18 protein-coding genes and 2 tRNA genes are annotated in these 12450 nt (G+C 62.2%); 10 read left to right on the plus strand and 10 right to left on the minus strand.

From position 1 onward, the window contains the following. From EN994_RS04340 to EN994_RS04355, 4 genes are all read left to right on the plus strand, one after another. Positions 1-424 (plus strand): CBS domain-containing protein (locus EN994_RS04340; protein WP_127307409.1); only part of this gene is annotated, 424 nt, incomplete at its 5' end. Positions 425-556: 132 nt separating this feature from the next. After that, on the plus strand, positions 557-1231 hold the full coding sequence (locus EN994_RS04345; RefSeq protein ID WP_013532428.1) for an RNA polymerase sigma factor: 675 nt from the start codon (positions 557-559) through the stop codon (positions 1229-1231). A gap of 117 nt (positions 1232-1348) precedes the next feature. Next, positions 1349-1873 (plus strand): DUF4142 domain-containing protein, encoded by a 525-nt coding sequence (locus EN994_RS04350; RefSeq protein ID WP_013532429.1) that lies wholly within the window; start codon positions 1349-1351, stop codon positions 1871-1873. Positions 1874-1884: 11 nt separating this feature from the next. Then, a complete protein-coding gene (locus tag EN994_RS04355; RefSeq protein WP_013532430.1) occupies positions 1885-2193 on the plus strand; it encodes a cupredoxin family copper-binding protein in 309 nt (102 codons plus the stop codon). Positions 2194-2304: 111 nt separating this feature from the next. Here the strand turns inward: EN994_RS04355 and EN994_RS04360 are convergent, their stop codons facing one another. After that, positions 2305-3135, minus strand: a complete 831-nt coding sequence (locus tag EN994_RS04360) for a crotonase/enoyl-CoA hydratase family protein (RefSeq protein WP_013532431.1) — start codon at positions 3133-3135, stop codon at positions 2305-2307. Between the two features lie 88 nt (positions 3136-3223). Here EN994_RS04360 and EN994_RS04365 point away from each other — a divergent pair, with 88 nt between their 5' ends. After that, a complete protein-coding gene (locus EN994_RS04365) occupies positions 3224-3811 on the plus strand; it encodes a TetR/AcrR family transcriptional regulator (protein ID WP_024505017.1) in 588 nt (195 codons plus the stop codon). A gap of 76 nt (positions 3812-3887) precedes the next feature. Here the strand turns inward: EN994_RS04365 and EN994_RS04375 are convergent, their stop codons facing one another. From EN994_RS04375 to EN994_RS04390, 4 genes are all read right to left on the minus strand, one after another. After that, positions 3888-5114, minus strand: a complete 1227-nt coding sequence (locus EN994_RS04375) for an anion transporter (RefSeq protein ID WP_013532433.1) — start codon at positions 5112-5114, stop codon at positions 3888-3890. 152 nt (positions 5115-5266) lie between these two features. After that, positions 5267-6229 carry a glycosyltransferase gene (locus EN994_RS04380; RefSeq protein ID WP_013532434.1) on the minus strand — a complete coding sequence of 321 codons (963 nt, stop codon included), beginning with the start codon at positions 6227-6229 and terminating at the stop codon, positions 5267-5269. Between the two features lie 287 nt (positions 6230-6516). Continuing rightward, positions 6517-7305 (minus strand): GGDEF domain-containing protein, encoded by a 789-nt coding sequence (locus tag EN994_RS04385; RefSeq protein ID WP_013532435.1) that lies wholly within the window; start codon positions 7303-7305, stop codon positions 6517-6519. A gap of 258 nt (positions 7306-7563) precedes the next feature. After that, positions 7564-7785, minus strand: coding sequence for a hypothetical protein (locus EN994_RS04390; RefSeq protein WP_013532436.1), 222 nt, complete (start codon positions 7783-7785; stop codon positions 7564-7566). Positions 7786-7964: 179 nt separating this feature from the next. Here EN994_RS04390 and EN994_RS04395 point away from each other — a divergent pair, with 179 nt between their 5' ends. From EN994_RS04395 to EN994_RS04405, 3 genes are read left to right on the plus strand one after another with little or no spacing between them, the layout of a single operon-like run. Continuing rightward, on the plus strand, positions 7965-8279 hold the full coding sequence (locus EN994_RS04395; protein ID WP_244514287.1) for a hypothetical protein: 315 nt from the start codon (positions 7965-7967) through the stop codon (positions 8277-8279). Continuing rightward, complete coding sequence (locus EN994_RS04400; RefSeq protein ID WP_013532438.1) at positions 8276-8557, plus strand: helix-turn-helix transcriptional regulator; 282 nt, start codon at positions 8276-8278, stop codon at positions 8555-8557. Before EN994_RS04395 ends, EN994_RS04400 begins: the two co-directional genes overlap by 4 nt. A 39-nt stretch (positions 8558-8596) precedes the next feature. Continuing rightward, positions 8597-8878: a hypothetical protein gene (locus tag EN994_RS04405; RefSeq protein ID WP_013532439.1), complete on the plus strand. Its 282-nt coding sequence runs from the start codon at positions 8597-8599 to the stop codon at positions 8876-8878. A gap of 86 nt (positions 8879-8964) precedes the next feature. On the opposite strand, the gene EN994_RS04410 is transcribed toward EN994_RS04405, so the two are convergent. After that, positions 8965-9041 (minus strand) — tRNA-Arg (locus EN994_RS04410). 47 nt (positions 9042-9088) lie between these two features. Further along, positions 9089-9394, minus strand: coding sequence for an ETC complex I subunit (locus EN994_RS04415; RefSeq protein ID WP_013532440.1), 306 nt, complete (start codon positions 9392-9394; stop codon positions 9089-9091). A gap of 140 nt (positions 9395-9534) precedes the next feature. On the opposite strand from EN994_RS04415, the gene EN994_RS04420 reads away from it, so the two are divergent. After that, positions 9535-9611, plus strand: a tRNA-Pro gene (locus EN994_RS04420). 102 nt (positions 9612-9713) lie between these two features. Then, the gene (locus tag EN994_RS04425; RefSeq protein ID WP_013532441.1) at positions 9714-9995 is read left to right on the plus strand and encodes a hypothetical protein; all 282 of its coding nucleotides are present in this window, start codon (positions 9714-9716) and stop codon (positions 9993-9995) included. A gap of 36 nt (positions 9996-10031) precedes the next feature. Here the strand turns inward: EN994_RS04425 and hdaA are convergent, their stop codons facing one another. The 3 genes from hdaA to EN994_RS04440 all read right to left on the minus strand — a co-directional run. Further along, positions 10032-10736, minus strand: coding sequence for a DnaA regulatory inactivator HdaA (gene hdaA, locus EN994_RS04430; RefSeq protein ID WP_013532442.1), 705 nt, complete (start codon positions 10734-10736; stop codon positions 10032-10034). A gap of 1 nt (position 10737) precedes the next feature. Beyond that, positions 10738-11940 carry an AI-2E family transporter gene (locus tag EN994_RS04435; RefSeq protein WP_013532443.1) on the minus strand — a complete coding sequence of 401 codons (1203 nt, stop codon included), beginning with the start codon at positions 11938-11940 and terminating at the stop codon, positions 10738-10740. Position 11941: 1 nt separating this feature from the next. Next, positions 11942-12450, minus strand: a 509-nt coding sequence (locus EN994_RS04440) for a CDP-alcohol phosphatidyltransferase family protein (RefSeq protein WP_164745809.1), incomplete at its 5' end; no start/stop codon positions are given.

The raw sequence follows: 12450 nt of genomic DNA on the forward strand, positions 1-12450 counted from the left end.
CAACGATCTCGACCGGCTGCTGCGGCAGGTCGAATTGCAGGCGATGGTGCGCGCGCACAAGACCCTTCTGTGCGAGGACATCATGTCGCGCGATGTGATCTCGGTCGATGCTCACACCTCCACCGAGGCGGCGCGCCAATTGCTGCTTGACCACAACATCCGCACCTTGCCGGTCGTCAATGCGGAAGCCAGGCTGGCAGGCACGGTGGGGTTGCGCGAACTCACCCAGGCCTCGGGGACGGTTGGATCCGTCTTAACGCCCGCGGCAACAGCCGCCGCCGGCGTCGCCGCCATGGGTCTGCTGCCCGTCCTCACCGACGGCCGCAGCCATGCGGTCATCATCGTCGACGACGACAAGCGGATTCTCGGGCTGATCACCCAGACCGATCTGTTGGCGGCCACGGCGCGCCTGCAGGCTGCCTGACAAGCCTTCGCTCGCACTGTAGTGTAGCGGCCGCCGGACCCGGCAGAAAATCTTCGGGAACCTTTTGCCGGCGACAGCGTCCAATCTCCCAATCGAGATCCTGGTTCGGAGATTGGGTTGAGGAAACTTGCCATGCCTGCTGTGTTGACGGCCGTGCCTTCCGCTGTGCCAGGCGAGATGCAGCTTGTGCACCGCGCGCTGGCGCGCGACGGCGACGCCTTCCGCACCATCATCAAGACACACAATCAGCGGCTTTACCGGATCGCGCGCGGCGTCGTGCGCAATGACAGCGAGGCCGAGGACATCGTGCAGGAGGCATACGTCAAGGCCTTCGCCCATCTCGATGCGTTTCGCGGCGACTCCTCGCTCGCCACATGGCTATCGCGCATCGTCATCAACGAGGCGCTCGGCCGGCTGCGCAAAAGACGCAAAACGGTGGCGCTGCCGGAAAATCCGCAAGCCGAGATCATCCGGTTTCCCCTCAATCCCAGCGACGATCCGGAACGGACAATGGCGCAACGGCAGATCCTCCAACTGGTCGAACAGGCCACCGACAGCCTTCCCGACGTCTACCGGACGGTGTTCGTGGCGCGGGTGATCGAGGGGCTGAGCATCGAAGAGACCGCCGACCTCCTCGGCGTGCGGCCGCAAACCGTCAAGACAAGGCTGCACCGCGCCCGCGCCCTTGTCCGCAAGGCGCTGGACGACCAGATCGGGCCGGTGCTGCTCGACGCCTTCCCCTTCGCCGGCCGGCGTTGCGAACGACTGACCAGCGCCGTGATGCGACGGCTCGGGCTGGAAAGCTGAGCCTCAGCGGATTTCAGTTCATTTCAGCGGGAACGTTTGCCGCTGACCAGCATCCAATGACCGTCAACCGAAAAACACTGTCCGGGACGATTTCAGCGTCCCGGCGAAGGAGATGCCATGTCTATCCGACACACTGCTGCGCTCGCCGCCCTGCTGCTGCTCGGCACCGCGCCGTTCGCACAAGCCGCCGACAAGCCGACCGATCCGCAGATCGCCCATATCGCCTACACGGCCGGGGTCATCGACATCGAAGCGGCCAAGCTGGCCATCGACAAATCGAAGAACAAGGAGGTTGTCGATTTCGCCAAGGATATGGTCCGCGATCACGAGGCTGTAAATGTTCAGGCGCTCGACCTGGTCAAGAAGCTCAAGGTCACCCCGGAAGACAACCCCACCAGCAAGGCGCTGACCAAAGCTGCGACGGAGGAGCGGGCCAAGCTCGCCAAACTCCACGGCGCTGCCTTCGACAAGGCCTATGTCGACAATGAGGTCGCCTATCACAAGCAGGTCAACGGCGCGCTCGAAACCCTTTTGATCCCGTCGGCGCAGAATGCCGAGCTGAAAAGCCTGCTGGAAACCGGCTTGAAGATATTCCAGGGCCATGAGCAGCACGCCGAACACGTCGCCGGCATGCTCAAGTAAGGACCGGGAGCATGCAGAACCACCATCTGTGGATTGCGTTGACGCTCGCCGTCGGGATCGTGCCGGCGCAAGCCGAAACCATCCAGGTCACCATCGACAGGCTGGTGTTCTCTCCGGCCACCGTCGAGGCAAAGGTCGGCGACACGATCGAGTGGGTGAACAAGGATGTGTTCGCCCACACGGCAACCGTGAAAGGCGGCTGGGAAGTGATGATCCCGCCGAAGAAATCCGCAAGCCTGACTTTGAAGACGGCGGGACCGGTCGACTACTTCTGCCGCTTTCACCCCAACATGAAGGGCCGTTTGGTGGTGGCGCCCTGATCCAGCTCCGACGAGTGCATGTCGCCCAAAAGTAACCTCGGTTTTGGGAGAACGACACGCATAAAAACAAAGACCTGAAGCGGGTCGCCTGAGGAATTCCAGCGACCCGCTTCAGGCTCGCCTGGCCTCGTCGGGACGCGCGATATGTGTCCACGAGCCGTCATAGCCCGGCTCGCGGCGTGCAATCCAGGCATTCAGCCCTTCGCGCAGATCAGCGGTCGGGGCCACGCGGGCAAACTGCTCGGCCTCGACCAGCAAACCTTCGGCGATGCTCTGGTTGAGGCCGCGCGCCACTGCCGTGAGGATGCCGGCAATCGCCAGATCGGAGTGCCGCAGGATACGCCTGGCCAGATCAAATGCCGCCGGCATCAACTCGGCATGCGGCACAACCTCGTTGACGAGACCCAGTTCAAGCGCCCGCGGCGGCGCAAACCAGTCGCCGGTCAACAGCAGTTCGAGCGCCCGCTTGCGCCCCGCGAGCCTCGGCAAGCGCTGGGTTCCACCAAAGGTCGGCGGCATTGCGAGGTTGATTTCCGGCTTGGCGAACAAAGCGCGGTCACTGGCGATAGCGAGCGGTACGGCCTCGGTGATTTCGCAGCCGCCACCAAAGGCAATGCCGTTGACGGCGGCGATGATGGGCTTGCGGTAGGCTTCCAGCCTCGCCGTCAGCCGCTGCCCGCGCATGACGAAATCCCGCATCGCGACACCGACGCCAAGCGCCACGCTGGCCGAGAACTCGTGAATGTCGCCCCCCGCCGAAAACGCCCGCTCCCCTGCTCCGGTCAGAATGACCGCTCGGACGCCGTCATCGACTTCCATGTCGTCAAGGACCGCAAGCAGGCGGTCGATCAGGGCATAGTTCAGCGCGTTGAGTTTCTCCGGCCGGTTGAGGGTGAGGATGGCAATCCCATCCCGGGTTTCGCTAAGGACAAGATCTGTCATTTGGCTGTTCCTTCTCCATCATGCTGATGGAAGGAAGACTATGCCCTTTGTCGCTTGTGTATATTCACTAGTCGGTATACATAGGCTTATGCCCGACACGCAGAGCCCTACCCGCAAACGCATTGTCGATGCCGCGACCAGGCTCTTCTATGCAGAAGGAATCGGTCGTGTCAGCGTCGATGCCGTTGCCGAGGAAGCGGGTCTCACCAAGCGCACGCTCTACTACCATTTCAAGAGCAAGGACGACCTGATCGCCGCCTATCTCGACGGCCGCGACCAACCCAATCTGAAGCGGATGGCCGGCTGGTTCGAGGCTGCCGAAGGCGGCGCGGATCGCAAGGTCGAGGCGATCTTCACCAATCTGGCGAGGTCCGCTCGCCACCCGAAATGGAAAGGATGCGGCTTCCTGCGCACGGCCGCCGAACTCGCCTCGATGCCCGGACATCCGGCGGTCAAGGTGGGCGCGCGGCACAAGCTGAATTTCGAAACATGGCTGGCCGGCGCCCTGTCGGACCATGGCGTCGCGGAGCCGCAAACCCTGGGGCGCGAGATCGTGCTTTTGATCGACGGCTGCTTTTCGATCATGCTGATCCACCGCAACCCCGATTACATCGAAGCGGCCGGACGCGCCGCGGCGACGCTGGTGCGGGCGCGACTTTCAGGCAGTCAGGTCTAAAGCGCGACGCGCTTTAAGCCTTTGGTTTTATGCATGTCGTTGGCCCAAAACCGGGGCCACTTTTGGGCGACATGCATTAGAAACCGAAAGCCAGCCATGCGGTGCCGGCGGCCAGCGTTATCAGCGTCAAAGGCAAGCCGACCTTGAAAAAAGCGCCGAACGACAGCGTCGTGCCGGCGGCCCGCGCCTGTTCGGCGACGATCAGGTTGGCGACCGAACCCAGCAGCGTGAAATTGCCGGCCAGCGTCGAGCTCATGGCGACGACCAGCCAGGCGCGCTCGGGGTTTTCGAGGCCGGGTATGAAGGGCCGCAGCGCCAGCACGGCCGGAACATTGCTCATGATGTTGGAAAGCACCGCGGTGAAGCCGGACAAGCGCCAGACGTCGTCCAGCCCGAGGTTCCTGGCCGAAGCGATCATGTCGGGCGAAAGAAGCGTCTTTTCAGCGCCGGCGACGACAACGAACAGACCGGCGAACATGAACAGCAGCGGACCGTCGATCTCGCGGTAGATGCGCTCCGGCTTGATGGCCCGGGTGAGCAAGAGGATGGCGCCGCCGATGAGTGCTGCCTTGGCGACGGGCACGCCGGCGAAGAAGGCAATTGCCAGCCCGATGCAGACCACCACCGCCTTCAGCACCTGCCCCTTGTGCATGCGGCCACGCGAGACCTCGGGCGTCAGTTGGACGGTGCGGGCGAATTCGGCCCGGAAGACAATGCGGATGATGACAACGACCGCGACGAGGCCGAACAGGGCGACCGGAGCCAGCGCTGCCGAAAAGGCCGGATAGGAAATGCCCGACAGTGCACCGATGACCATGTTTTGGGGATTGCCGGTGATGGTTGCGACGCTGCCGCAATTCGACGCGGTGGCGGTGGCGATCAGATAGGGGATCGGGTTGCGCTTGATCACACGGGTGACGTGGACGACGATCGGCGCCATGACGAGACAGATGGCGTCGTTGACCAGGAAGGCGGACAACACGCCGGTCAGCAGCGTCACCATCACCAAGAGCATGAAGGGCGCATGCGCGTGCTCGATGGCGACGGCGCCAAGGCCACGAAAGGCGCCCGACACTTTTAAATGCGCCACCACAATCATCATGCCGAGCAGAAGCGTGATGGTATCGAAATTGATCGCCCGGTACGCATCCTCCATGCTGAGCGCGCCGATGGCGATCATCGCGGCCCCGCCGAGAAGCGCGATCCCTGCCCGGTCGAGGCGCAGGCCGGGGATGCGGCCAATGGCGACACCGGCGTAAGTCAGGATCAGGATCAGCAGTGCCGCCGCGCCCATCAAAGTCATCGATAAGAAGTCCTGCCCAGTCTGTGGCACGCCGCTGGCTGTCGGCCCCATTCGTCCGCTTTGCGTGCCTGCTTTAGCGCGATGTCGAGATCGATGACAGCGGGCATGTTGTTGCGCCAAGGATGTCCCATGGCCCAAAGGATGACGTGCAGCTAACGCAGGTAGAAATCCAGCCTCTGTCGCACAGCTTGGGAAGAATAGGTCTGCTCGACGGTCTGCCGTGCCTTGAGGCCCACTGCCGCCCGCAGCGCCGGGTCGGCTTTGAGATCGGCCAGGATGCGCGCCGCCTGCTGCGTCGTTTCGAACAAGAAACCGTTTTCGCCATGCCTGATATGGTCGGAATAACCGCCATATGAATGGCAGACCACGGGCAACCCGCAGGCCATCGCCTCGAACACCACGCGACCGAAGGTTTCCATATGCCAACCGGTGCGATAATAAAACACGTCGAGCGTCTGCAGAAACTCTTCGGCGGAAAATTGGCCGGGTGGGAACAGTTCGAGTTGCGGATGCGGCATGAGGCTGTCCTTGAGCCCTATCCCTCCCTGTATCCGCAAGGCTGTACCTTCGGCCAGCAATGTCTTGTAGAGGGGTATGTCATCGGGATGATGTTTGCCCGGCCCATCGCGGCTCAAGCGTCCGACGGTGAAGGGACGATCCGAACCCAGACGCCGTGGTGAAAAACGTTCGATATCGATCGGAGACGGATGCACGGTGCCATCGACTTGGAGCATCCGTCTCTGAAAATCGGAAATCAGCACCAGTTCGGCGTCGGGCCAGTTCAGCATGCGGGGCATGCGTCTCGTCAGCGAGATGATTTTCGGGTGAAAGGTATTGAAGACATAGATCAGCCGGCGCGGCCGCGGGATCAGGTAAGGCCATATCTTGTTGCGCCAATGAGAGCCGAGAAAGACGTAGGTACCGCCATTCGGTACATCCCACTTCGACAGCGAGACGCGGCGAATCGGGAAATTCCGCATCAACTCGCCGGACACGCTGGAGGAGGTTGCCCACAGATGCACCTCGGAATCGACACTCAACAACCGGTACAGTTCCAGAGCTTCAAGGTCACTGCCACCGAAGGGGTCCTGAAAGCCGTTGAACAAATGGATCATAATAGCTGTGTTTACCTGACCGTTTCCGCATATGTTCGCCAGCATCAAAAATCATGATCGCTGTCGGCCGGAACGCTTGGAAACTCAGAGTCAAAACCGTTTCTGCCGACAACGAAAATCGCCAACGCGGGGGAGTATACCGGCAAGCGGTTGCAGTCCATGGCCCATCGAGCCGGCATGCTATCCGTAAGGATCGGATTCCTTGCGGCTGATTATAAGCATTTGGAAACATAGAAGGAGCGTCTGTTTCGAGAGCTTCCCGATCAGCCTTCTGCAAGTTTCTGCCATCAATGCACGGTGGCGACGCCGGGCGCAGGCGCCGGAGACGTTCCGGCCGGATCGAAGCTGACTTGATCGCGTCCGTTCGACTTGGCCGTGTAAAGCCTTCTGTCGGCAGCGGAGAAAATTTCCTCATAGGTGATCGGGCCGGTAAAGCTTGTGCCGCCGATGCTGACGGAAAGCGGACAAGGCCTGCCGCCGGGTGAGAATTCCATCTCCCTGATACGCCGGCGGATGCTTTCGGCAACCACCCAGGATTGCGAGGGATCCACGCCGGGCAGAAACACGCCGAATTCTTCGCCGCCGATGCGGCCGACGATATCGCTGCCACGCAGTTGCCCCTTGATCGCCTGCGCTATCAGTTTGAGGGCCTGATCGCCGCAATCATGGCCCAGGCGGTCATTGATCGACTTGAAGTGGTCGGCGTCGATGATCAGCAGCGCCCCCGAACGGGTCTGCTCCTGCTTGCGGGTCTGCTCGAGATAGGCTTCGACCAGCATCGAGAAGGCGCCACGGTTCAGCACCGCCGTCAGGCTGTCGGTCGCGGCGATGACGCTGAGATCGCGCTGCGCGATGGCCAGCTGGCGAATCTTCCACATCAGGAAAAACAGAAACGAGCCGCCCAGCACCAAAGGCAGCATCAGGTCGGTCATCTGCGCCCGCCACACGGCCTCGGGCGAAAGATAGGGAAAATTGAAGGAATCGACGAAGAACGCCACGGCAATGAAGAATGCCGTACCGACTGCCGTGACAGCGATCACCCTGCCCCAGCTCGTCGGCGACAGATCGAGCTTCATCGCGTCCACTCCGTTAGCCGTCGCTACTATGACGCACCAACCCAAACAAATTGATAAGACTTTCCCTCCAATTCGATGTCGGCGGCGGAATCAAATCCACCGGCCAACCAGCCCCTGCCTATGACTTGCGACAGACGCTTGGGCAGACGCCACAGGACGGCCGCTGGAAAGCAGCCATCCTGTTTCAAAGTGTGAAGGCGTGGGCCAATTGCCGGCCGGGCAAGGGCAAAACGGCGCGCGAAGCCAGATCGCCCGTCGTCAGTTGAGCGTCGGTTCACCCAGCGCATCGACGACAAAGGATGCCGCGATCAGGTCGTCGGCATCGAGACGCAGGGAGCCTCCGTCGCCTCCCATGGCTGAAGCCACTTTTTGAAAGGTCTTCATTTCGTATTCCGTGATCCGGGCGTCCTGCATCCTGGCCCTGAGATCGGCAATGCGCCGATCGAGGGCCGAAGATATCCCTATTTCTCGCTTCGACATGGCAACACTCCTCCCCACCCTTGTTTGCCTCCCGCCTGTCCACTTTTATATGAGGGTCCGCGAATACAGCGGGCCGAACGCGCCGTGCGCGGGAAGGTTCCGAAAAGGCCGAGTAACGAAATAATACGCTGGCGCCGAGCCACGCCCGCGGACTTTTCTATATCAGACGCAGCTAATCCTTGACGCCGGCAGATGCCGCCCCAGAATCAGAGCATGGCAATAAAGTCGGCGACGAGGTGGCGGTCATGGCGACGGTGCTGAAGCGCGTCACGAAGGACCGCGTCAGCGTGTCGATCCCCGGTCTTCCGCATTCGGTCATTGATCCGGCAACCAGGCTGACCAGGGGCCAGCAGATGGAATTATCCGGCGACGTTAAGCGGATCGACGGCGACAAGGTCACGGTGTCGCTCGGGACAATGGTCACGGTGGATCTGGACAAGGCGGGCCTGGTGCAAAGCCGTGTCCCACCGAAGCGAAGGACCGTCAGGATGTGAACAAGCGAAGCGCCACCGTCTCAGGGACCCAACCCCTTACACCCCAGCAGTGCAGAGCTGCACGAGCGATCCTGAAGTGGTCGCAGGTGCGACTCGCCGCGAAGTGCGGCCTCAGCGAAGGAACGATTGGCAGTTTTGAGAGCGGGCGAAGGATTCCCAGTCCCGCCAAGCTGGCTGCCATCCGTCGAGGCTTGGAGGCAGCGGGCGTGGTTTTCATCGATCAGAAGACCGCAGTGACAAAGAGCGGTCCGCCTCGCGAAACTATTAGTGGAACATAATTTAGACATCGCTGTTAGGCCGTAAATGGGAGGCGCGCGATGTCACAACATGAAATCGGCATTGTTTCGGACTGGTCGAAATTGGTGGCGGACGATCCTCTGATCGCCGCCGATATAATCCAGCGCCTTTCTGTGCGCGCTTGCAATGACAACGCTGCCACCGCCGCCGACGTCCCGTCGCCCGGCACCGAAACATTTCGGGGTCCCGACATAACCAGCCTCGCAACACCCACCGAGTATCCTCGGCCGATCGTGCTCCTAGCGACGATCTATGCGTCGACGGTCCTGGGGGTAACGCTGCTTCTGGCGGCGGCGGTCTGAGCGCACGAGGCCTGATACCGCTCTCTGAAAGCCCGTGTCTCCGGTATAAACCGTAACCTATGTGTCCGGAACGGACCGAAAGGCTTTGGCGATCCCGACAGGATTCGAACCTGTGACCATCGGCTTAGAAGGCCGGTGCTCTATCCAGCTGAGCTACGGGACCGCTGGCCGGCCCTTGGGCCGGCTGGATATTCTGGCGCCGGGCGCCGTTCAATGCGTCCAGGGCGTCCTGCGGTCATAGCGGAAATTCTCCGCATAGGAAATCTGGCGGCGCTTGGTCTCTTTCGGCTCTTCGACGCGGAAAGCGAGCCCTTGCTTTTCGGCGTAGGCGACCGCCTCTTCGCGCGTGTCGAAGCTAAGCCTGATCTGGCTTCTCATGTCTGCCGACGTCGTATAGCCCATCAGCGGGTCGATCTTCTTGCGCGACTCGGGATCGAATTCCAGCACCCAGTAACCGGTCTTGGCCTTGCCGGACTGCATCGCGGTTTTGGCTGGGCTGAAAATGCGCGCGGACATGGCCACCTCGTTGTTGTGCAAGGCAGCATCGCCACCCTTCGCCCGTCATTACTGCGCAATGCGCACGGCGGCAAGGTTTTTGCTCTCGCAGGTTTTTGCACTTGCCATGCACCACCGAAATGAATAGGCAACAGACCGTTCGGAGTGTAGCGCAGCCTGGTAGCGCATCTGGTTTGGGACCAGAGGGTCGGGAGTTCGAATCTCTCCACTCCGACCATCCCCCCACAGCCCAATGCCCGGCGCAGCCATACGGTTCACTTGCTGCGGCACCGGCCGTGTGTCCGGCAGCCGCGGGCGGTTCGGCAAACAGGGGGGTCAGATGCTTGGAATCGATGCCTGGGTGTCGCTTTTCGGACCGGCCTACTTTGCCTATGCCGGCATAACGGTTCCGGTCATGGTGACGTGGGCAATTGCCTGCGCCGCACTGGCGATGTGGAATAACCGTGAAAGCCGCAGACAGGCGAGGCAGGCCCCGGGCGCCGTGGTCTCCCGCTCCTGGCGTGTCAGTATCGGGATGTTTGTGCTGGTCGCCGCCGGCTATATCGCCGCTCACTCTGCCGTCTATCTCGCAGTCCGTCATTTCGCCAGAATGTGGCTCTGATCGCCAGAATGTGGCTCTGAGACCGGCCTCTCAGGCTCAGATCTCGAACTCGCCCTGCCCTTCATCCATGGCACTGACGGTTTCGGCTGCCAGCGCCCTGGTGATCGGCGTCTTGCGTTCGAGCGCGGTCCGGTCGAGCCGCTCCACCACGCGCATCGCTGTCGCCAGCGAGCGCTCGATGCGGCGGACCAGATATTGCACGACATGCGGTTCGACCTCGATCTGACGGTCGGCGAAGAGTTTTGTGATGACGCCTGCCAGCAGGAGATCGTCGGGCTCATGAATTTCGACTGTCGCAGCCGCCTTCAGCCGCGAGGCAAGATCAGGCAGGCCAACACCCCAGGCCGAGGGAAAGCGGCGCGCCGTCAGAAGCAGTTGCGAGCCGGCACCACGCACCGCATTGATCAGATGGAACAGGCCTTGTTCGTCAACCGTCCCGGTATCGACATCGTCGATCAGCGCCGGCCGCGCGCCGAGATTGGCGATGCTGTCGCCGATGCGCCTGGCGTCGACCGCCGCCGCATTGGCACGCGCGCGCCAGATCGAGGCCAGATGCGTCTTGCCAGAACCCGCGGGACCGGCCAGCACCACCACCGGCGATGGCCAGTCCGGCCAGCGGTCGACCAGCGCAACCGCCTGGTTGTTGGTGCCGGAGACGACGAGTTCGTCACGCGAATAGCCGGTGCCATGGCCGAGGTCGAGCGGCAACTGGCGCGGCGGGTCGGTTGGCTGGGCAGTCACTTCAGCGACGCGGTTGCGTGCGGTGGCCGCCGCCGCGATCGGCCGGAAGCTGCGGCACAGGTGCCGCGCCGCGACCCTTGTAGAGCGGCGATTCGAGATAGCGGGCTATTGCGAACCGCACCAGCACGGCGACGGCGGCCGAAGCCGGCACCGCGATCAACAAGCCGACGAAGCCGAACAGCGCGCCGAAGGCAAACAGCGAAAACATCAGCCATACCGGGTGCAGGCCGACGCTCTTGCCGACCAGCCGCGGCTGCAGGATGTTGCCCTCGATGAACTGGCCGATGAAAAACACGACCGCGACCGCGACGATCATCGTCCAGTCCGGCCAGAACTGGACGAAGGCGACGCCGACGGCCAGCACCAGCCCGGTCAGCGAGCCGACATAGGGGATGAAGGAAATCAGCCCGGCGAACAGGCCGATGAGGATGCCGAAGTTCAGTCCGGTCAGCGTCAGCCCGGTGGCATACATGGCGCCCAGCACCAGGCACAGCGTGCCCTGGCCACGCACGAAGCCTGCCGTGGCGGTGTTGATGTCCCGTGCGATGGCGCGCACGGTCTGGACGTTGTCGCGTGGCACCCAGCCGTCGATGACCGCCACCATGCGGTCCCAGTCGAGCAGCATGTAGAAGGCGACCACCGGTGTCACCACGAACAGGCTGACCACAGAAACCAGCGCCATGCCGGAACTCCACAGCGAGGTGAAGACGGTGGTGACAAAACCGAAGCCGGAGGTCAGCAGCGAATTCAGCCCGTCGCGCAAGCTATTGGCGTTGACGCCGAACTTCTGCTCCAGCCATTTCGGATCGAACGAGGTGATCAGGCTTTGCAGCCGGGTCAGATATTCCGGCAATTTGCCGGCGAAATCGGCCATCTGCGTGGCCAGAACCGGAATGAGGATGACAAAGGCCAGGACCAGCACGATGAGGAAGGTGATGAGGATGACCACCGTCGCCATGAAACGCGACAGGCCGAGCCGCTGCAGCCGGTCGGCAACGGGATCGAGGAAATAGGCAAGCACCATGCCGGCGACGAAGGGCAGCAGGATGGCGCTGAAGACATAGAGGAAAAGCGCCAGCAGCGCGGCGCCGGCCAGCCAGAAGAAGATCTGGCGGCGAAAGGTCGCGGACGCGGCGATGTCGGCGGCCGCGGCCTCGATCGCCGCCGCTTCTGTCTCGGATGTCCGGAGTGGAGCCTTCGTCATGTCAGCTCATGTGCCTCAGCCAAGTCACGAGATAGGCTGCGGCCGAAGCCACGGTCAAGACCCCGGACAGCAATATGAGAACCGGCCTCAGCGGGTCGAGATGAACCGACAGGGCAAGCTCACCCAGCACAACCGCCGCCAGCACGATCTGGATGGCGGTGTTGGCCTTCGACACGAAAAGCGGTTTCATCTCGACCGGATGGGCCATGACGGCGGACAGCAGGACCGCGCAGACGATCAACGCGTCGCGCGACACCATGGTGACGACCAGCCACAGCGGCAATTGCCCGATGAGGCCCATGACCACGAACACCGAAACCAGCAGCAGCTTGTCGGCGATCGGATCGAGATAGGCGCCGAGCGTGGACTGCTGATTGAAACGGCGGGCGATGAAGCCATCGACGCCGTCCGAAATGCCGGCGACGGGGACCCCGGCAAAAGCCCAGTCCCAGCGCGCCTGCAGCATCGCCAGCACCACCGCCGGCACCAGGACAAGGCGCAGGATGGTGA

Source organism: Mesorhizobium sp. M7A.F.Ca.CA.002.09.1.1, from assembly GCF_003998555.1.
Classification (GTDB): domain Bacteria; phylum Pseudomonadota; class Alphaproteobacteria; order Rhizobiales; family Rhizobiaceae; genus Mesorhizobium; species Mesorhizobium ciceri.